Origin of the sequence: Metabacillus flavus, assembly GCF_018283675.1 — a bacterium.
In the GTDB taxonomy this organism is placed as follows: Bacteria; Bacillota; Bacilli; order Bacillales; family Bacillaceae; genus Metabacillus_B; species Metabacillus_B flavus.
Window position 1 is genome coordinate 567,959 of the sequence record NZ_JAGVRK010000001.1, and the last position, 17,272, is coordinate 585,230.

A 17,272-nucleotide genomic window follows, 5' to 3' on the forward strand; every position below is an offset into this window, starting at 1 on the left:
TGTAAATTTCCTGGTTCAGAGCTCCTTTTTTTCTTCACACAAAAATTGAAAAATCCACACAGTCCCTTTATGATGGGTTAAAACGAAAGAGTTACGCTGAAGGAAAATGGTTAGGAGAGATCATGTTGAAGAATTCCTTCCTCATCCTTTGCAGCGTTTTACTCACAGGGCTCCTCATGTCTCACGCCGTTCAGGCATATGGAGAGCCGGTTACGGGAGGAGCAGAAACGAATATGCTGACGATTGCTCATCGCGGGGCATCCGGGTATGCGCCTGAAAATACAAAGGCTTCCTTTGACAAAGCACTTGAAATCGGAACTGATTGGATTGAATTTGATGTACAGCGTTCAAGGGACGGCGAATTGGTCATTATCCACGATACGAGTGTAGACCGGACAACGAATGGAAGCGGCGAGGTTAGAGATTTAAATGCAGCCGACCTGAAAAAGCTTGATGCAGGCAGCTGGTTTTCTCCCGAGTTTAAAGGGGAGGGGATTATGACCTTTTCTGAGGTGCTTGAGCGCTACAACGGAAAAGCTGGCATGCTGATCGAGCTGAAAAGCCCGTCCCTTTATCCGGGCATTGAACAGCAGGTTGCGGATGAGTTAGCGAAATACCCGCTTGCTGATAAAGTGGTCCAGTCTTTTGAACAAGATTCAATGAAAAAAATGCATAGGATTCTGCCATTTATTAAAATTGGCGTTCTTATGAAATACCGTCCTCTTGGCATTTCAGGCAGGCAGCTTGAGGAGATTTCGAATTATGCTTCATTTGTTAATCCGAATAAAAAGCTCGTTAATCGAGGTCTTGTCCAAAGAATTCATGCTCTCGGAATGAAAATTACTCCTTATACAGTGAGGGACAGAGCCTCTGCCGCTTTTCTGAAAAGCATGGAAGTAGATGGTATGGTTACGGATTTTCCGGATTACGTGAATGAAATCAAGTAGGGAGGAAGCAGCCAATGGATTTTTTCACTATTGCCGCTGAGGATAAGATAAAAAAGGCGATCAAGGATGGCGAGTTTGAAAATCTGCAAGGAATGGGAAAACCGCTGAAGCTTGAAGATTTATCAGGAATTCCGGAAAATCTCCGCATGGCCTACAAGGTAATGAAAAATGCGGGAATGCTCACAGAAAGCGATATAAAAAAAGAATTAATGACGATTGATCATTTAATCAGCCGTGCATCCAGTGAGGAAGAACATTGTGATCTGAGAGCAAAGCGTTTGAAAAAAGAATATGAGCTCGATAAGATTCTGAAAAAACGAAGTGCTTTTTCCTCCCCTGCCTCAGCATTTTACAAAGAGAAAGTAGATCGCACCCTGTTAGATAAATAAGCATGGCAGGATGCGTTATGCGCACCTGCTTTTTATTTTGAAAATCCTATCTTCATTTTCGCTTTGCAAAAATAAGAGACTGCTATCCCTGATAGAAATAAGAGTGTAAGGATGTGCTCGTTATCTTAAAAGTACGGACGGATGATCTCTTTACAGGAGTAAACAGTCCGTTTTTTTTCCTTCCTAAAAGAAAGGCCAGGAAATTCTCTGGTCTTTTAGTTTTGTCTGTTTGTGGTACATATAAAGACAGGGAAAAAATCTGTCGATGTTTCACGGGAAACATGTCGGAAATTGGAGTTGTTGGGAATGTTTGTAATAGGAATTGATTTGTCAGGGCCTTCTAATCATAAAGACACCGCAGCGGCCTTTTTCGAATTGGCCGGGGAGGAGCTGAAGCTTTTGTCATTGGAATCAGGCTTAAGTGATGCAGGGATTTTGAAGCTTGTTCAAAAAACGAATGGATTTCCCCTTGCGATTGGGATCGATTCTCCGCTTTCCTATAATGATGGGGGAGGAGACAGGCCATCTGACCGGTGGTTCCGGAAGGAAATGGTCAAGCATGGACTTAGATCGAGCTCGATTATGCCCCCTACCTTGACGAAAATGGTGTACCTGACAATGAGGGGGATATCTCTAGCCGCGCTTTTTGAAAGAGTCAGAAGCGATATCAGAATTGCTGAGGTCCATCCGGGAGCAGCGATGATGACGAGGCTTTCGGATATGGAGAAAGAGCATGGACTGCTGTATAAAAAGTCGTCAGAATCAAGAACCTATCTACTGCAATGGTTCGAGAGCCAAAACATAAGCGGGATTTCACTAGAACACGGCCTTACCCCTCATGAAATCGACGCGGTCGCTGCGGCGATGGCTGTAAGGGACTGGATTTTCTCGGCCCCTCAGGCCATATTCCCGAAACAGCCGCCGCATCATCCGTATGACTTTTTGTGCTGAGAGATGACTTATTTGGGAGCATTCATGAAATTTTACCTTAGAAAACTTTTTTACACACCTCCCATATTCGTGTAAACCTCAAAAAAGGTTGCTATAGACCCACACGAATTCGGTCTGGTAGGATAAATCAGAATTAAAAACGGAGGTCACACTATGAATGCACCAAAAATTGCTTTTTTATCCGTCCTAAGCAATTCATTTATTGTTATTTTAAAAATTGTTGTCGGAATCGTTACGGGGTCTGTAGCGGTTTTATCTGAAGCGATTCACTCATCCTTGGATCTGCTGGCATCGCTTATTGCCTTTTTTTCTGTCCGGCTGTCAAACAGGCCAGCCGATGAGGAACATCCATATGGACACGGGAAGGTTGAAAATATTTCAGGAACAATTGAAACACTGCTGATTTTTGTCGCGGGAATCTGGATTATCTATGAATGTGTGCATAAGCTTTTGAATCCTGAACCCGTTCACCTTCCAATCCTTGGCATTGGGGTCATGGTGCTTGGAGCTCTTATCAATTTCGCCGTTTCAAGAGTGGTTGGAAATGTGGCGAAAAAAACAAATTCCGTTGCGATGAAATCAAATGCGCTTCACCTATTAACAGATGTCTACACTTCACTTGGGGTCGCGGTCAGTTTGCTGCTCGTCAGCTTAACAGATTGGTATTTCCTTGATCCAATCATTGGAATTGTCTTAGCCGTTTACATCATGACAGAAGCTTATAAGCTGATGAAGGAATCCTTTCCCCCGCTGCTGGATGCAAGACTTTCCCCGGCCGATGAACAGCAAATCGTTGAAATCGTTGAAGCTTACAGCGACAGTTATATTGAATTCCATAATTTTCGCACGCGGCAGGCAGGACCGGAGAACTATGTTGATTTTCATCTGGTTGTTCCTTCTGAGATGGATATTGCAACCGCGCATCAGCTTTGTGATCAAATCGAAGCGGACATCAATGAAAAGTTTGACAAAATGGAGGTTCTGATTCACTTGGAACCTGAGCACGAACAGCTGAATAGGGAAGAGGAGATAAGCAGGAGCTAACCCTGCTTATTTTTTTTTGAATGTTATACTTGAAAACGTGTACATACATGTTTATAATGAAACCGTAACTTGTATATACAGGTAAATGTAAGCGTTCAGCTTTCACTCAATAATACTTCCTCAAGAATGGCCACCCAGAATGGTTCACTCGGTAAAGGACAGCCGCACAAACTTTTGAAAACGATTACGGGAGGGAACGAAATGAGCAATCATAAACAATCTGCACAAGAGATTGTCGAGGCAATCGGCGGAAAAGAAAACATTTCAGCTGCAACTCACTGCGTCACACGGCTCCGCTTCGCTTTGAAAGATGAAAGCAAAGTGGATAAAGAAAAATTAGAAGGCATTGACGTTGTAAAAGGCTCTTTTTCAACCAATGGACAGTTCCAGGTCGTAATTGGCCAGGGAACCGTTAATAAGGTTTATAACGAAATGGCCGAGCAGACCGGAATCGGCGAAGCGTCTAAAGACGATGTGAAATCTGCATCAGAGAAAAATTTGAATCCGCTCCAGCGTGCCGTCAAAATGCTGGCGGATATCTTTATTCCGATTCTTCCGGCCATCATTACAGCTGGTTTATTACTCGGAATTAACAACCTGCTAACTGGAAAAGGAATCTTTTTCAAAGATTCTCTTATTACTGTTTACCCTCAATGGGCTGATCTTGCGGGGATTATCAACCTCATCGCAAGTACCGCCTTCACCTTCCTGCCGGTACTGATTGGCTGGTCGGCAGTGAAGAGGTTTGGGGGAAACCCTCTGCTCGGTATTGTGCTTGGATTGATCCTTGTTAACCCTGATCTTCTAAGCGCCTATGAATACGGTACTGCGAAGGATATTCCAGTCTGGAACCTATTCGGCCTTGAAATTGAAAAGATCGGGTATCAGGGTCAGGTTCTTCCTATTCTTGTCGCGTCTTATTTGCTTGCCGTTATTGAGAAATTTCTTACCAAGCGGGTACCTGATGCCATTCAAATGCTGGTTGTTCCGCCTGTTACCCTATTAGTCACAGGATTTGCATCCTTCATTGCCATTGGGCCTTTGACATTTGCTTTAGGAAACCTGTTAACAGACGGAGTTATTACCCTGTTCTCAAACTTTGCTGCAATCGGCGGATTGCTGTATGGCGGTTTATACGCAGTACTCGTTATTACCGGCATGCATCATACTTTCCTTGCGGTTGACCTGCAGCTTGCAGCAGCGGGCGGAACATTTCTATGGCCAATGCTTGCACTTTCTAACATTGCACAAGGCTCTTCGGCTCTTGCCATGATGCTGGTTGCTAAAGATGAAAAGCAAAAAGGACTCGCCGGCACGGCAGCTTTATCTGCCTATCTCGGCGTAACGGAACCGGCTATGTTCGGAGTGAACTTACGATACCGTTATCCGTTTATCGCAGCGATTATTGCTTCTGCTATCGGCGGTTTAGTCATCAGCCTCAGCGGAGTAAAAGCCTTTTCAATCGGCATTGGCGGTCTTCCGGCTTTCCTTTCCATTTCAAAAGAATACTGGCTATCATTCGGAATCGGTGTACTCATCGCGCTCGTCGTTCCTTTTGTGCTAACCTATATTATGGCGAAAACGAAAAAAGCGAAGTAAAGTGAACCATCCATCAGAGGGGATTTCCTTATACCTGATGGATGGTTGAACGAATCCTGCTCAGTTTAGCCCAATCTATCCTGGGACAAGCAATTGTCCCTTTCCCTTTTTTAAATGCTTGGCCCAGTCAGGCGGGAACGTCCGATGGCATAAAGATAAAAATTACTTAATGGTGGTGCATGCAAATTGAAACATCCATGGTGGAAAAAATCAACGGTCTATCAAATTTATCCGAAAAGCTTCAATGATACATCAGGCAGCGGGACAGGCGACATCCAGGGGATTATTGAAAAATTGGATTATTTGAAGGAGCTTGGAGTGGATGTCGTTTGGCTGACCCCGATCTATTCATCTCCTCAAAAGGACAACGGCTACGATATTAGCGACTACTATAATATTCATCACGAGTACGGCACAATGGAAGATTTCGACCGCCTGCTTGCGGAAGCACATAAGCGGGGCTTAAAAATCATTATGGATATTGTTGTAAACCATACATCAACTGAGCATGAATGGTTCAAACAGGCATCCCAGTCTAAAGATAATCCATACCGTGATTATTATATTTGGAAAGAATCAAAAGAAGACGGAAGTTCTCCAACAAACTGGGTCTCCAAATTTGGGGGATCTGCATGGCAGCTGGACCAAAAAACAGGCGAAAACTATCTTCATCTTTTCGATGTTACACAGGCTGACCTGAACTGGGAAAATGAAAAACTTCGCAAAGATGTATACGACATGATGAACTTCTGGTTTGAAAAAGGAGTAGATGGCTTCCGTCTGGATGTCATCAATCTTATATCGAAAAATCAGGAATTCCCAGATGACGACGGCTCCATAGCACCGGGAGACGGCCGCAAATACTACACAGACGGACCGCGCGTTCATGAATTTATGCAGGAAATGAACCGTGAAGTTTTCTCAAAATATGACGCCATGACCGTTGGAGAAATGTCGTCTACGACGATTGACCACTGCGTCCGCTACTCTAACGATGAAGGAACAGAGCTCAGCATGACGTTTAACTTCCACCATCTAAAGGTTGATTATCCGAACGGAGAAAAATGGGCGCTGGCTGACTTTGATTTTCTAAAACTAAAAGACATCCTTTCTACGTGGCAGGTCAAAATGAACGAAGGCCGCGGCTGGAACGCACTGTTCTGGTGCAATCACGATCAGCCGAGAATCGTCTCGCGCTACGGAAATGATGGAGAGTATCGGAACGAATCCGCCAAGATGCTCGCCACCGTCATCCACATGATGCAGGGGACCCCGTATATTTACCAGGGGGAAGAATTCGGCATGACCAATCCGAAGTTTGATCACATCAGCCAATACCGAGACGTAGAGTCGCTGAACATGTACAAAATCATGCAGCAGGAAGGCCGGAGCGAAGAAGAGATTCTCGAAATCCTGAAAAGTAAATCAAGAGACAATTCCCGTACACCGGTACAATGGAATTCGGAGCAGCATTCAGGATTTACAACAGGCACCCCATGGATCCCTGTCGCCTCCAACTACAAGGAAATCAATGCAGACGCCGCTGTAAAAGATAAGGATTCCGTATTTTATCATTACAAAAAGCTAAACCAGCTGCGCAAGGAAACAGAAATTGTGACAGACGGAGACTATCAGCTGATCCTCGAAGATCATCCTGAAATTTTCGCTTATATCCGTAATGGAGAAGGCGAAAAACTGCTGAGCGTGAACAATTTCTACGCAAAAGAAACACAATTCGAATTGCCGGCCGATCTTTCTTTTGAGGGGTTTAAAGCGGAAATACTGATCAGCAACTATGAAGACAGTCCCGAAACGGCGGAGAAAATTTCATTGCGGCCATACGAATCCATCGTATATCATCTAACCAAACAGTAAAAAACAGAAAATGGTGAAGAGGATGGCAAAGACCAAATACCAAGTGGTATACCAGGAACTGCTGGAAACCATTCAAGAGGGCAGGCTCACCCCCGGTGACGTGCTCCCTTCCGAAAACGTCCTGTCCGACAAATACGCAGCATCGCGGGAAACAATCCGCAAAGCACTCAACCTTCTTGCCCAAAACGGCCACATTCAAAAAATAAAAGGGAAAGGCTCAGTCGTACTGGACACCCAGCGAATGAGCTTTCCCGTATCAGGCCTGGTCAGCTTCAAAGAACTCTCGAAAACATTTGATTCGCAAACCGTAACAAATGTCCATCAGCTCGCACTCATTAAAGCCGACGAACGAGTTTCAAAGCATCTGACATGCGGAGCAGACGGTGAAGTATGGAAAATCGTCCGCTCCAGAGAGATTCAAAGCGAAAAAATCATTTTGGACAAAGACTTTCTAGACAAGCGCATCGTCCCGACCCTAACAGAAGAAATTTGTGAAAACAGCATCTATGAATACCTTGAAGGCGAACTCGGCCTGAAAATCGGCTACGCCGAAAAAGAAATCACCGTAGAAGAGTGCACAAGTGAAGACCGTGCCTACCTCGATCTCCACGACTTCACCCACGTCGTCGTCGTGAAAAACTATGTATATCTGGAAGACACAACCCTATTCCAATACACAGAATCCCGTCACCGGCTCGATAAATTCCGGTTCGTTGATTTTGCCAGGCGGGGGCAGGTTTAAACGGGAAAAAGCCGGCAGATGCGCCGGCTTTTTTTGTTGGGCTGAAATGTTGACGCGGAACGGGGAAAGGGGTTTGTCAGACAAAGCAGGGAAATTGGGGAGAAAAACGAGGCTTGTCAGACAAAATCTTCAGGCGGGTAGCGGAAAAAACGAGGTTTGTCAGACAAAATAGTCAGACAAGAGTGAAGGAGCACCGAAAAAACTGGTTTTGTCAGACAAAATAGTCAGACAAAACCGTTCCCCTCCACTCCCCCTACAAGTACCTCCGGCCCAACGCTCGCATAATTGATCGATACACATGATACCCGCTCACTGATACTCCTGCTGTTCCTGCTCCCGGAAAGATGCTGTCGCCGCAAACCCATAGTCCTTTAACACCTGTCCGGTGGGATAGACTGTTGAACAGAGCGTGATTGAGGGTTTGGGGGAGGCCGCCGACCATGCCGTCCTTGCGTTTGGTGAATCGTTCCCATGCTTTGGGGGCGCCGAGTTCTTCTTTTACGATGCCTTTCCCGATTAGCGGGAGGGCTTTTTTTACGCCATCGATCATCTTGCTGCGGAGCTGCTCCTTATAGGCGTCGTATTTTTCCTTTGTATCCCACAAGGCCAAATCAGTGTGGGTGCTGACGTTCAGGGTGCGGTAGCCTTCGGGTGCGCGGAGCCGGTCTTCTTTGGAAGAAAGAGAGAGAAAGAGATGGGCTCCTTCTGCCATCTGTCCGTGTTCGTCGGTTAGGACCTGCTGGAAGAGCGGTGTTCCGTTTGGTATGATGTCCTCCTTTACCGCCAAGTACAGTGTCATCGTCCCCCATTGCCGGTCCTGTGCTTTTTTCTCATAGCGGCGGCCGATTTTCTTTTTAAGAGGTCCGTCCAGGAGATCCAGCAAATTTTGTACAGGCACGGTGGAAATGAAGTGAGGGGCAGTCCATTTTTCCCCTTTTTGATCCGTGGCTATGAACTGTCCGTCTTCACTTTGAGTAACCGACTGGATCCAAGTGCGTTTTTCCAAAATGGCTCCGGAGTTCTTCGCTGCGGAACTCAACACCTCAGCGAGCTGGTTCAATCCTCCCTCTACATAAAAAGCTCCTTCATGGTAAATCGTCAGGGCGTAGGCTCCCATGATGGCTGAGCAATTTGCGGTATCGGTTTGCATAGAGTCGATTAGCTGTGCGTCCAGGAGGTGGACAAACCCGATTACTTCATTGAGTTTGTGTTTTTTTAAGAGATCTCCCACGGTTTTGTAAAAGTAGGGAAGGACGTTAACACTGCTTGGTTTAAGTGAAAACAGCAAATCTCCAATATCCTTCAAGGAAGCAGGGGGCAATACCGGAAGTGTCCCGAGCAGCTTTTTTACCTCTGAACCGATTTTCCAGATTTCCTGATAAAAAGAATGGATTCGTCCGGAAGCTTCCGGGAATGCGGTCCTTAATTCCTCAAGGTGACGTACGCGGTCCTGCTTGTACTCGAGGTACCTGTCAGGAGTATGAATTCCCATTACAGTCTCGAGCGGCTGTGCGTTCGGGAAGGAGATTCCGAGTTTTTCAAACAGGCGGTGATGGATGCCGCCTTGTTCAAATCCCATTCCGAGTGTTGCTCCGGCAGGAAAGAGAAAGGGTCCGCGCTGAAATTTCCCGGCACATCCTCCCCATTCATTGGAGGCTTCCGCCACGGTAACTTCAAGTCCTCTTTCTGCTAAAAAGGCGGCTGCGGTCAAGCCGCTTATGCCTCCGCCTGCAATTAGTACGTCACATTTCATTGCGTCCGCCTCCGTTCAATCATCATACTTGCATTTTAGGTGGCTTCGCGCACTTAATCCACTATCCGCTCTCTTGGAAACTTATGAAAAATTAACAAGGACTCACATTTGGATTAACAATCCTCACATATAATTCAGTTGGTTAATAAGATATAAAAATTGTTTGAAAAGAGGGTGGGGGCATGGTGTGGATTGCTGTTTCGTCAGCTTTTTTCGTCCTGTGCTTAGCCGCGGTTTCGATTCCGTTTTATTTTAGCAACCTTATCATTTTCCCCCGCAAAGTGGAATATCATGAAACCTTTGCAATGGGAGTTAAAAGCGGAGAAATTAATGCGGTTCACTTTGAACAGATCGTGAAGGAAGAGCTGTTTATCGATTCAAAGCATGGATATCAAATCCACGGGATGTTTTTTCCTGTAGAGAATAGCAAGAAAGCGGTGATCATTGCACACGGTATTACCTGGTCTCTGTTTGGCAGCTTCAAATATGTCGAGATGTTTCATAAACGGGGATATCACGTGCTTTTATGCGATCACCGCTATCATGGCTTAAGCGGCGGAAATCATACGTCCTTCGGATTTTTTGAGAAGGATGATCTATGTGCATGGGTGGACTATCTCTATGAAAAGATTGGGAGCCATGCGTTTATCGGCCTGCTTGGTGAATCTCTTGGCGCCGCATCTTCCCTGCAGTATATAAAAGAGGACAGCCGGGTCGGGTTCTGTATTGCTGATTGCCCGTTCAGCGATCTGACTGCGCTTATGCGGCTCCGGCTTGCCCTGGATTTTAAAATCCGTTTTTCACCGCTCATTCTTTTAACGAGTTTTGTCACGAAGATTCGTTACGGCTGGGGATTTCGTGAGATTTCTCCGATTCGTGAGCTTGAGCAGGTGGAGACACCAATTCTCTTCATTCATGGAAAAGAAGACCGGTTCATCCCGCTTCAAATGTCGCTTGATCTTTTCAGGAAAAAAAAGAGGGGGAAAAAACATTTGTACCTGGTTCCAAAAGCCGGCCATGCCCAAGCATTTTTAACGGACCGAAAAAAGTATGAAGAACGGGTTTTTCATTTTTTAAAGGAAATTGAAATCATGCATTTAAAAAGGGATCCAGCTCAATAATTTTCCGATGCTTAAAAATGTAAACGTATACAAATAGCGGGCCGAATTATATCAATCCTCGTTTGTGCAGGGTTTGAATAGAACTTAATCAGGACGAGGAGATTTTTCTATGTATGATATAGGGATCGGTCTTTTAATTTAGGCTCTGTTAAAGTCTAATGTTGATTTTTAACACCTGTTGATTGGAGTGGAAGAGACTCCTGCGGGAGCAGCGGGACAGGTGAGACCCCGCATGCGCAAAGCGGCGAGGAGGCTCAAGCAGCCCGCCCCGCGGAAAGCAAGCGCCTGCTAACTGCAATCAACAACCAAGTTTAACAGAGCCTTAATTTAAGGATGGCGGGCATGCTTGAAGAGGTCAGGCCTCCGGGAATGTTGATTGAAGGAACGGATTTGCAGGTTCCCTTTCTCGCTGTTTTGGTCACCTTTTGGAATCCAATGAGCCCGTATACGTTTCTAAATTAAGGATGAATATCATCTGGGAGGATGAAGAACGGTTTAAGATGCATGATGATTGGCGAATCGCATTTAAGGAAGGACGAGAGGGAAAATCACCTTTTTTTTGACGAATATTGCCCATTTCTATGGAACAGGGGCCACCAATCTCGGTCATTCCGTTTACCGCGATAAAAAAATCATCAGCCGCATTCTTGGGGAGGAAAGGTACAAGCCTCCTTCTGCACAGCCAATATTCCAGCAGTTTATGCCGGATGGCACATCTTAATGTTTGGCTGCAGGTGAAAAGGGTAAATTTACTATAGAGCATAATCACTATGAAAACTTTGGAGGTTTTTATCAATGGGTAAAAAAGTTGCTGTATTACTGACAAATGATTTTGAAGATGTAGAGTACACAGATCCTGCGAAAGCCTTTAAAGAGGCAGGACATGAATTAACCGTTATCGAAATGGAAAAAGGAAAAACGCTTAAAGGGAAACAGGGAGAGGCGACTGTGACATCGGATGCATCCATCGACGACGTGAAGCCTGAAGACTTCGATGCATTGCTTCTGCCGGGAGGATTCTCTCCGGACCAGCTTCGTGCGGATGACCGTTTCGTTCAATTCTCCAAATCGTTTATGGACGATAAAAAACCGGTGTTTGCGATTTGCCACGGACCGCAGCTTCTAATCACAGCAAAATCGCTGGAAGGACGCGATGCCACAGGCTTCAAATCCATTCGAGTGGATATGGAGTACGCAGGAGTAAACTTCCATGACAAGGAAGTAGTTGTATGCGGCAATCAATTGGTAACTAGCCGTACACCTGATGATCTCCCTGCATTCAATCGCGAGGCATTGAACCTTTTAAAATAAGCCTTGTTGAGCTTGACAGAAAATTATCGCTGAAGGAGTTCAAATAGAGCGGATTCTTTCTGATCGCTGAATGAACAAATAAAAAGGCTTCCCGTTATTAACCGGGAAGCCTATTTTTGTGCATCCGTTTCTTTTTCATCCGCCTCATCGGCAAGTGGGTCGATGTGCTCGGAATCTTCAGGACGGATACCGGTTTTTAGGGCAAAAAAGATAAAGAAAATAGCGGCTATGAGAAACAAAAACAGGGCAGCTGTCAGAAGCCACCAGCTTGTAATCATCACCAATTCCCCCTTTGCCCTACTTATATGCAGGAAAAGAGTAGGTGATGCCAAAAGCCTATTTTTTCAGCTTGCCAAGCTCCTCAGTAATGGACTGCATTTCACTTGGGCTGAAGTTGTCTTTTTTCATTACATATTCATATAGCTCTTTCAGTTCTTCATACATTTCCCCGTCAAAGTGGTCGGGCTTGATTGCGCCAATGTTGATCATTCTTAATTTTGTTGTTATTTGATCGATCATATATTGTACATTTTCCGTTGATTTTTCAGTTAAATTCAAAGGTCTCTTCCTTTCTGGTTCACAGTTTTTCTTATTGTACCATGTGAGAAGGAAAAAGGAGATGGCTTGTCAAAATTTTAAAGAAGCTTATTATAGCGAGGAGAATCATAATGAAGATATCAAAAGCCTCTATAAAGGATGCAGCCGCAATAGCCACCCTGTTCAACGCCTACCGGATGTTCTACAGCCAGCCATCCGATTTGGAAGGGGCCTTCCAATTTCTAAAGGATCGGCTTGAAAAAGAGGAGTCGGTTATTTATTTAGCGGAAGATGACCATGGTGCGGCTGGTTTTGTTCAGCTGTATCCGTCCTTCACATCTGTTGGAATGAGAAGAATATGGATATTAAATGATTTGTACGTGGCGGAGCACGCCCGCAGTAAGGGAGTTGGGCAGAAGCTGATTGATCACGCAGTCGAGCTGTGCCGCGAGACTGGTGCCAAGGCAATGAACCTTGAGACCGCGGTTACGAATAGGAGCGCGCAAAGGCTGTATGAAAAAAATTCTTTCGTTAAGACAGAGGATTGTTTTTTCTATTCGTTAAAGATTTAACAGTAAAATTGGATTCTTTCTAAAAGTTGAGGTAAAGTTTTGAGTAGCGAAATACTTTGTAAAGGAGGCTGCTCATTGATACATGTTCTGTTTGTTTGCCTGGGGAACATTTGCCGTTCGCCAATGGCGGAGGCTGTGTTCAGAGGGCTGGTAAAGGAAGAAGGACTGGAAAGTAAAATATCGGTGGACTCAGCCGGTACAGGAGACTGGCATATCGGAAAGGCGCCGCACGAAGGAACGCAGGAAATCCTGAATCGGAATTCTATCTCTTTTGATGGGATGGCAGCGAGACAAGTGGTAAAAGAGGATTTATCCAAGTTTGATTACATCATCTGCATGGATGCCGAAAACCTGGGGAATGTACGCAGAATGGCAGGATATGATCAGACCGGACATATTGGCCGCTTGCTTGATTATGTAGAGGATGCGGAAGTGCTGGATGTACCGGATCCTTATTTTACAGGGAATTTTGATGAAGTGTATGAGCTTGTTGGAAAAGGCTGCAGGGGTCTGCTTGAGGAAATCAAGGAGAACAAGAAACTTTCATAATAGAAAAGGGGCATGCTAAATGGGAGAGAAGAATATACTTTTGCGTAACGTATGTATTGGGGCAGCAGCAGGTTTTGTGTTATCGATGTTTCACAAACCGACTAGGGAATCCATGATTGAAGAGGCGAGGGAAATCAGCGAAAAGGCGAGCTATTACTACCATAATCCATCCCTTTTATCTGAGGATCTGAAAGCGAAACTAAACGATGCAAAAGACATGGTTCAAAATGTTACAGATGATTTGCGTTTTGTGAATGAAAAAGTAAACGAATTGAAGGAAACCACTCCTGTCGTGATTGAAGCGATTAAAGAGGCAAAGGAGCGGATCATTTCCAGTAAAACAGACTGAAGCAGGTGATTTATGTGAGAGGCAGAAAAAATCCTACAATCATCACTGAACTCATCAGAAGATTCTCAAGGGATGAGGTGGCCGGACTGTCCGCAGAGCTGGCCTATTTTTTTCTGCTATCCTTATTTCCTTTCATGATCGCCTTAATTACCTTAATTGCGTTTGTCCCGTTGTCAGTTGAAGACTTGCTGAAATTCATCCGGCAGTACGCCCCTGCTGATACCATTCTGGTGATGGAAAGTGCCTTGTACCAGCTTTTGAATCAGGAAAGCGGGCTGCTTTTTACGTTCGGAATCCTGGCTGCCATCTGGTCGGCCTCGAACGGAATTGATTCCATCATGAGAGCATTCAATCGGGCGTTTGACGTTAGAGAGAACCGCTCTTACTTAAAATCAAGAGCCATTGCGATTCTGCTTGCTGTTGTCATGATGGCGGTCATTGTCATTGCGTTGCTTTTTCCTGTTTTTGGACAAGAAATCGGCTTGTTTATCTTTAAAGCATTTGGAATACCAGGGCTGTTTTTTACCGTGTGGAATATCATTCGCTGGGTCGTAAGTGCCATTATCATCTTTTTCATTTTTATCCTTCTTCATAAGCTCGCCCCGAACAAAAAAATGATGTGGAGACAGGCGTTTCCGGGTGCTCTATTTTCAACGGTGGGGTGGATTGGCGTTTCCTATTTGTTCTCAAATTATGTGAGCAATTTCGGCAATTACAGTGCCACATACGGGAGCATTGGCGGCATCATCGTTTTCATGATTTGGTTTTACCTTACCGGCATGATCATCATTATGAGCGGCGAATTGAATGCCATTTTGGTAAATAGAGACGGGAATAGGTGAAGCCCATCATGGCCACCTTATAAGGGAAGCAACCATGCTTCTTCAACCATGCACAGGGGGGATTTACAATGGCAAAGCAAACAAAATCAGGCGGAAGCCACACGAAGCAAAACTCCAAAAGCAAGCCGTCCAACAAAACGAGCTCCAGTGCAAACGGCCAGAATGGTTACCATTAAATGCAAGACAAGCTGATCCTAAGGGGTCGGCTTTTTTAATTTTTTGGCTATGTTGAAGCAGATGCTGATTTTTTAACACCTGAAGATTGGACCGGAAAGCGAACGCCTGCAGCGGAAATCAACAGGACCCTATTTTTTAGAAAAAAACTCCCTTTACATAAAGAGAACAAATGTTCTATAATAAAAGAACACATTAAATTTGCAATTTGGGTCTTAAAATATAAATAAAGCGGGTATACGTAGAGTAGAGTTAAAAACAAGGAGCTTGCCGTCAATCCCTATAGGTCATCATAACGTCGGGTTTTGTGAAAAAAGTTCAGTCTAAGGTAGCTGGACAAGATTGGAATTTAAAAGTATGGTAAGGATAGATGAACAAGCCTGCATTGCGGGAACGGCATTCCTTGTCAGATCAGCATAGTCTTCCGCTAAATGTCACGGAAATTTGTGAAATGGAGAGGCGATCGATAATGAAAACAGGGACTAGATTAAAAAGACTAGAAGCATTCGTTGAAAAGTATAAAAAGCTGGGCATGCGAATTGAAATCGCGAAGTCTCGAACGGAATGGTCGGATGAGACGAAAAGTTTAGTTGCCTTAAAGCCATAAAAAATCACCCTCCAACTGCCGGGTGATTTTTTTTTTTGCCTTTTATTCGCCCATTTCAATGTTCCGGCTGTAAACGTTCGAGTAAATATGCTCAACTTCTTCATCCGTCATGTACATAAACATTTCCCGGTCCATTTCTTTCATCGCTGCAATATACTCCACCATGTTTTTCCGTTCTTGTCTGCTCATTATCATCCGCTCCTTTTTTGTTATGATACAGATTATTATTTATATTTGTATTATATAACAGACAATTCAGAATGTTCAACTGTTTTTTTAAAAAAAGGCATTTTTCTTTGCTCATCGCAGTCTAAGCTGTCCGTATGGAAAGAAAGTTCTAAGAGCCTCTTTAATTGGATTTGTTTTAGCTGAATTCCACTGCAGATTGCTCCCTTTACGCGGGGCGGGCGTTGAGCCTCCGCGGCGCAAGCGCCTGTGGGGTCTCACCTGTCCCGCTGTTCCCGCAGGAGTCTCGCATCTTCCACTCCATTCAGCCTAACTCATACTTTTCGAAGTACTTATGAAAAGCATCAAACCCCCGGGAGGTTAGTACACAATGATGAATTTTATGGCGCAACTAATTTGTCCGACCGGCATACTAATTTAGCCGTTCCAGCCTGGAATTTATCGAAACAGGAATTATATCCCGCCAACCTCATAAAAAAACAGCCGCCTACTGTTTGCAGGCGACTGTTTTTTCCTCTTCATTTCTGTTGAACGCATAAACCGCAAAAACGATGAGCAGCAGGAAGGCAACGATATAAAAGAAGTTGCTGCCGGGGACGTATTCCATGTAGAGTCCTCCGATAACGGGTCCGCTGATGCTCCCAATGCTGAAGCAAATTCCGCATAGCAGATTTCCTGCAGGCAGGAGATGCTTGGGCAGCAGGTCAGCCATATAGGTGAGTCCTAGGGAGAATGTTGAACCGAGCACCATACCGGCAATAAAAAAACAGATGAGCAGCAGGATGAAGGATTCGGCAAAGCTGGCGGCAGCAAAGGATACAAATCCTAGGAACAAGACAATTGGAATTGTCCGCTTTCGTCCGAACTTATCACTGATAATTCCGAGCGGGAGCTGAAAGATGATGCCTCCTATCGCAAACGCCGGAAGAAGGATCGCCACATCTTCAGGGGAGAACCCCTGCCTCAATGCATAAACGGGATAGTTTCCGTTTAGCGAGGACTCAAGGAATCCGTATATGAACGGAGGAAAAAAGGCAATCCATGAAAGCTTCCATGCATCCTTGAAGCGTGCAGTGCTTCCGGAAGCGCCTGAAACCTGATGCTCCGGGAAGTCGTTTCTTAACAGAAAGGCAAGGCCCCAGATTATGAGACTGATGAATCCGCTGATTATAAAAGGCAGGTTTGGATTTACTGCCGCTGTACTGGTCAGGATAGGACCGGCGGCAAAACCGAGTCCAAAGCAAATTCCATACAGGGAAATGTTCTTCCCCCTGTTTTGATCAGAAGAAATGGATGTAATCCATGTTTGGGTTGAGAAGTGAAGCATATGATCACCGATTCCAACAAGCAGCCTCAGCACAAACCAAATCCAGAAGGATTGCAAAACCGGGAAGGCAAAAAGACTGGCCATTACCAGAAATCCGCCGATGATAATCATTTTTTTATAGCCGAGTTTTTGCAGAGGCTTTTCCATAAAAGGAGATGCCAGCAAGACTCCAATATAAAGTCCGGTCGCATGCAATCCGTTTAAAGAAGAGGGATAACCCTGCTGTTCAAAAAGGATGGCGATGACAGGAAGGAGCATGCCTTGAGAAAAACCGGAGACGGTCACGATGCTGATCAGAATGGCGAAACGCAATTTATTCATAAGTTAAACCCCGCTGTTGTAAATTTCTCACTTTTTTTAGCGTATCACCACCAATGGCTGCAGGCAACAAATTTCA

Annotated in this window: 19 protein-coding genes and 1 pseudogene; 15 read left to right on the forward strand and 5 right to left on the reverse strand. The window is 44.8% G+C overall.

The genetic code is table 11. The features are described from left to right. Nucleotides 1-122: 122 nt before the first annotated feature. From J9317_RS02995 to treR, 7 genes are all read left to right on the forward strand, one after another. Complete coding sequence (locus J9317_RS02995) at nt 123-947, forward strand: glycerophosphodiester phosphodiesterase (protein WP_211556411.1); 825 nt, start codon at nt 123-125, stop codon at nt 945-947. 14 nt (nt 948-961) lie between these two features. Further along, nucleotides 962-1,336 (forward strand): DnaJ family domain-containing protein, encoded by a 375-nt coding sequence (locus tag J9317_RS03000; protein WP_211556412.1) that lies wholly within the window; start codon nt 962-964, stop codon nt 1,334-1,336. Nucleotides 1,337-1,642: 306 nt separating this feature from the next. Next, a complete protein-coding gene (locus J9317_RS03005; protein WP_211556413.1) occupies nt 1,643-2,287 on the forward strand; it encodes a DUF429 domain-containing protein in 645 nt (214 codons plus the stop codon). A gap of 153 nt (nt 2,288-2,440) precedes the next feature. After that, nucleotides 2,441-3,331 carry a cation diffusion facilitator family transporter gene (locus tag J9317_RS03010; protein ID WP_211556414.1) on the forward strand — a complete coding sequence of 297 codons (891 nt, stop codon included), beginning with the start codon at nt 2,441-2,443 and terminating at the stop codon, nt 3,329-3,331. Nucleotides 3,332-3,532: 201 nt separating this feature from the next. Beyond that, nucleotides 3,533-4,930, forward strand: coding sequence for a PTS system trehalose-specific EIIBC component (gene treP / locus J9317_RS03015; protein ID WP_211556415.1), 1,398 nt, complete (start codon nt 3,533-3,535; stop codon nt 4,928-4,930). Nucleotides 4,931-5,116: 186 nt separating this feature from the next. Further along, nucleotides 5,117-6,805, forward strand: coding sequence for an alpha,alpha-phosphotrehalase (gene treC / locus J9317_RS03020; protein ID WP_211556416.1), 1,689 nt, complete (start codon nt 5,117-5,119; stop codon nt 6,803-6,805). Between the two features lie 22 nt (nt 6,806-6,827). Next, nucleotides 6,828-7,547, forward strand: coding sequence for a trehalose operon repressor (gene treR, locus J9317_RS03025; RefSeq protein ID WP_211556417.1), 720 nt, complete (start codon nt 6,828-6,830; stop codon nt 7,545-7,547). A gap of 253 nt (nt 7,548-7,800) precedes the next feature. Here the strand turns inward: treR and J9317_RS03030 are convergent, their stop codons facing one another. Beyond that, on the reverse strand, nt 7,801-9,300 hold the full coding sequence (locus J9317_RS03030; protein WP_211556418.1) for an FAD-dependent oxidoreductase: 1,500 nt from the start codon (nt 9,298-9,300) through the stop codon (nt 7,801-7,803). Between the two features lie 182 nt (nt 9,301-9,482). Here J9317_RS03030 and J9317_RS03035 point away from each other — a divergent pair, with 182 nt between their 5' ends. The 3 genes and pseudogenes from J9317_RS03035 (at nt 9,483) to J9317_RS03045 (ending at nt 11,732) form a co-directional block, all read left to right on the forward strand. Further along, entirely contained in the window at nt 9,483-10,421 is a 939-nt protein-coding gene (locus tag J9317_RS03035; protein ID WP_211556419.1) for an alpha/beta hydrolase, read from the forward strand. Nucleotides 10,422-10,754: 333 nt separating this feature from the next. Further along, nucleotides 10,755-10,880 (forward strand): annotated as a pseudogene (locus tag J9317_RS03040) (SidA/IucD/PvdA family monooxygenase); the annotation flags it as partial. A gap of 336 nt (nt 10,881-11,216) precedes the next feature. Beyond that, entirely contained in the window at nt 11,217-11,732 is a 516-nt protein-coding gene (locus J9317_RS03045) for a type 1 glutamine amidotransferase domain-containing protein (RefSeq protein WP_211556421.1), read from the forward strand. A 110-nt stretch (nt 11,733-11,842) separates the two neighbouring features. Here J9317_RS03045 and J9317_RS03050 read toward each other — a convergent pair whose 3' ends face one another. Further along, on the reverse strand, nt 11,843-12,010 hold the full coding sequence (locus J9317_RS03050) for a hypothetical protein (protein ID WP_211556422.1): 168 nt from the start codon (nt 12,008-12,010) through the stop codon (nt 11,843-11,845). 58 nt (nt 12,011-12,068) lie between these two features. Further along, nucleotides 12,069-12,290 (reverse strand): DUF1128 domain-containing protein, encoded by a 222-nt coding sequence (locus J9317_RS03055; RefSeq protein ID WP_035407236.1) that lies wholly within the window; start codon nt 12,288-12,290, stop codon nt 12,069-12,071. A gap of 110 nt (nt 12,291-12,400) precedes the next feature. Between J9317_RS03055 and J9317_RS03060 the strand changes: the two genes are divergently transcribed. The 5 genes from J9317_RS03060 to J9317_RS03080 all read left to right on the forward strand — a co-directional run bounded on the left by J9317_RS03060 (nt 12,401) and on the right by J9317_RS03080 (nt 15,362). Beyond that, a complete protein-coding gene (locus tag J9317_RS03060; protein WP_211556423.1) occupies nt 12,401-12,841 on the forward strand; it encodes a GNAT family N-acetyltransferase in 441 nt (146 codons plus the stop codon). Nucleotides 12,842-12,916: 75 nt separating this feature from the next. Further along, nucleotides 12,917-13,390 (forward strand): low molecular weight protein-tyrosine-phosphatase, encoded by a 474-nt coding sequence (locus J9317_RS03065; RefSeq protein WP_211556424.1) that lies wholly within the window; start codon nt 12,917-12,919, stop codon nt 13,388-13,390. A gap of 19 nt (nt 13,391-13,409) precedes the next feature. Beyond that, nucleotides 13,410-13,739, forward strand: a complete 330-nt coding sequence (locus J9317_RS03070) for a YtxH domain-containing protein (RefSeq protein ID WP_211556425.1) — start codon at nt 13,410-13,412, stop codon at nt 13,737-13,739. Nucleotides 13,740-13,753: 14 nt separating this feature from the next. After that, the gene (locus tag J9317_RS03075; protein ID WP_211556426.1) at nt 13,754-14,581 is read left to right on the forward strand and encodes a YihY/virulence factor BrkB family protein; all 828 of its coding nucleotides are present in this window, start codon (nt 13,754-13,756) and stop codon (nt 14,579-14,581) included. A 643-nt stretch (nt 14,582-15,224) separates the two neighbouring features. After that, entirely contained in the window at nt 15,225-15,362 is a 138-nt protein-coding gene (locus tag J9317_RS03080; protein ID WP_211556427.1) for a hypothetical protein, read from the forward strand. Between the two features lie 42 nt (nt 15,363-15,404). Here J9317_RS03080 and J9317_RS03085 read toward each other — a convergent pair whose 3' ends face one another. Together J9317_RS03085 and J9317_RS03090 are read right to left on the reverse strand one after the other, a co-directional pair. Then, nucleotides 15,405-15,551 carry a BH0509 family protein gene (locus J9317_RS03085; protein ID WP_035407227.1) on the reverse strand — a complete coding sequence of 49 codons (147 nt, stop codon included), beginning with the start codon at nt 15,549-15,551 and terminating at the stop codon, nt 15,405-15,407. A gap of 484 nt (nt 15,552-16,035) precedes the next feature. Next, nucleotides 16,036-17,196, reverse strand: coding sequence for an MFS transporter (locus tag J9317_RS03090; protein ID WP_211556428.1), 1,161 nt, complete (start codon nt 17,194-17,196; stop codon nt 16,036-16,038). Nucleotides 17,197-17,272 lie beyond the last annotated feature (76 nt).

Coding starts and splice junctions, on each gene's coding strand:
- J9317_RS02995 (WP_211556411.1), top strand. CDS start 123: ATGTTGAAGAATTCCTTCCTCATCCTTTGCAGCGTTTTACTCACAGGG.
- J9317_RS03000 (WP_211556412.1), top strand. CDS start 962: ATGGATTTTTTCACTATTGCCGCTGAGGATAAGATAAAAAAGGCGATC.
- J9317_RS03005 (WP_211556413.1), top strand. CDS start 1,643: ATGTTTGTAATAGGAATTGATTTGTCAGGGCCTTCTAATCATAAAGAC.
- J9317_RS03010 (WP_211556414.1), top strand. CDS start 2,441: ATGAATGCACCAAAAATTGCTTTTTTATCCGTCCTAAGCAATTCATTT.
- treP (WP_211556415.1), top strand. CDS start 3,533: ATGAGCAATCATAAACAATCTGCACAAGAGATTGTCGAGGCAATCGGC.
- treR (WP_211556417.1), top strand. CDS start 6,828: ATGGCAAAGACCAAATACCAAGTGGTATACCAGGAACTGCTGGAAACC.
- J9317_RS03030 (WP_211556418.1), bottom strand. CDS start 9,300: ATGAAATGTGACGTACTAATTGCAGGCGGAGGCATAAGCGGCTTGACC.
- J9317_RS03035 (WP_211556419.1), top strand. CDS start 9,483: ATGGTGTGGATTGCTGTTTCGTCAGCTTTTTTCGTCCTGTGCTTAGCC.
- J9317_RS03045 (WP_211556421.1), top strand. CDS start 11,217: ATGGGTAAAAAAGTTGCTGTATTACTGACAAATGATTTTGAAGATGTA.
- J9317_RS03050 (WP_211556422.1), bottom strand. CDS start 12,010: ATGATTACAAGCTGGTGGCTTCTGACAGCTGCCCTGTTTTTGTTTCTC.
- J9317_RS03060 (WP_211556423.1), top strand. CDS start 12,401: ATGAAGATATCAAAAGCCTCTATAAAGGATGCAGCCGCAATAGCCACC.
- J9317_RS03070 (WP_211556425.1), top strand. CDS start 13,410: ATGGGAGAGAAGAATATACTTTTGCGTAACGTATGTATTGGGGCAGCA.
- J9317_RS03080 (WP_211556427.1), top strand. CDS start 15,225: ATGAAAACAGGGACTAGATTAAAAAGACTAGAAGCATTCGTTGAAAAG.
- J9317_RS03085 (WP_035407227.1), bottom strand. CDS start 15,551: ATGAGCAGACAAGAACGGAAAAACATGGTGGAGTATATTGCAGCGATG.
- J9317_RS03090 (WP_211556428.1), bottom strand. CDS start 17,196: ATGAATAAATTGCGTTTCGCCATTCTGATCAGCATCGTGACCGTCTCC.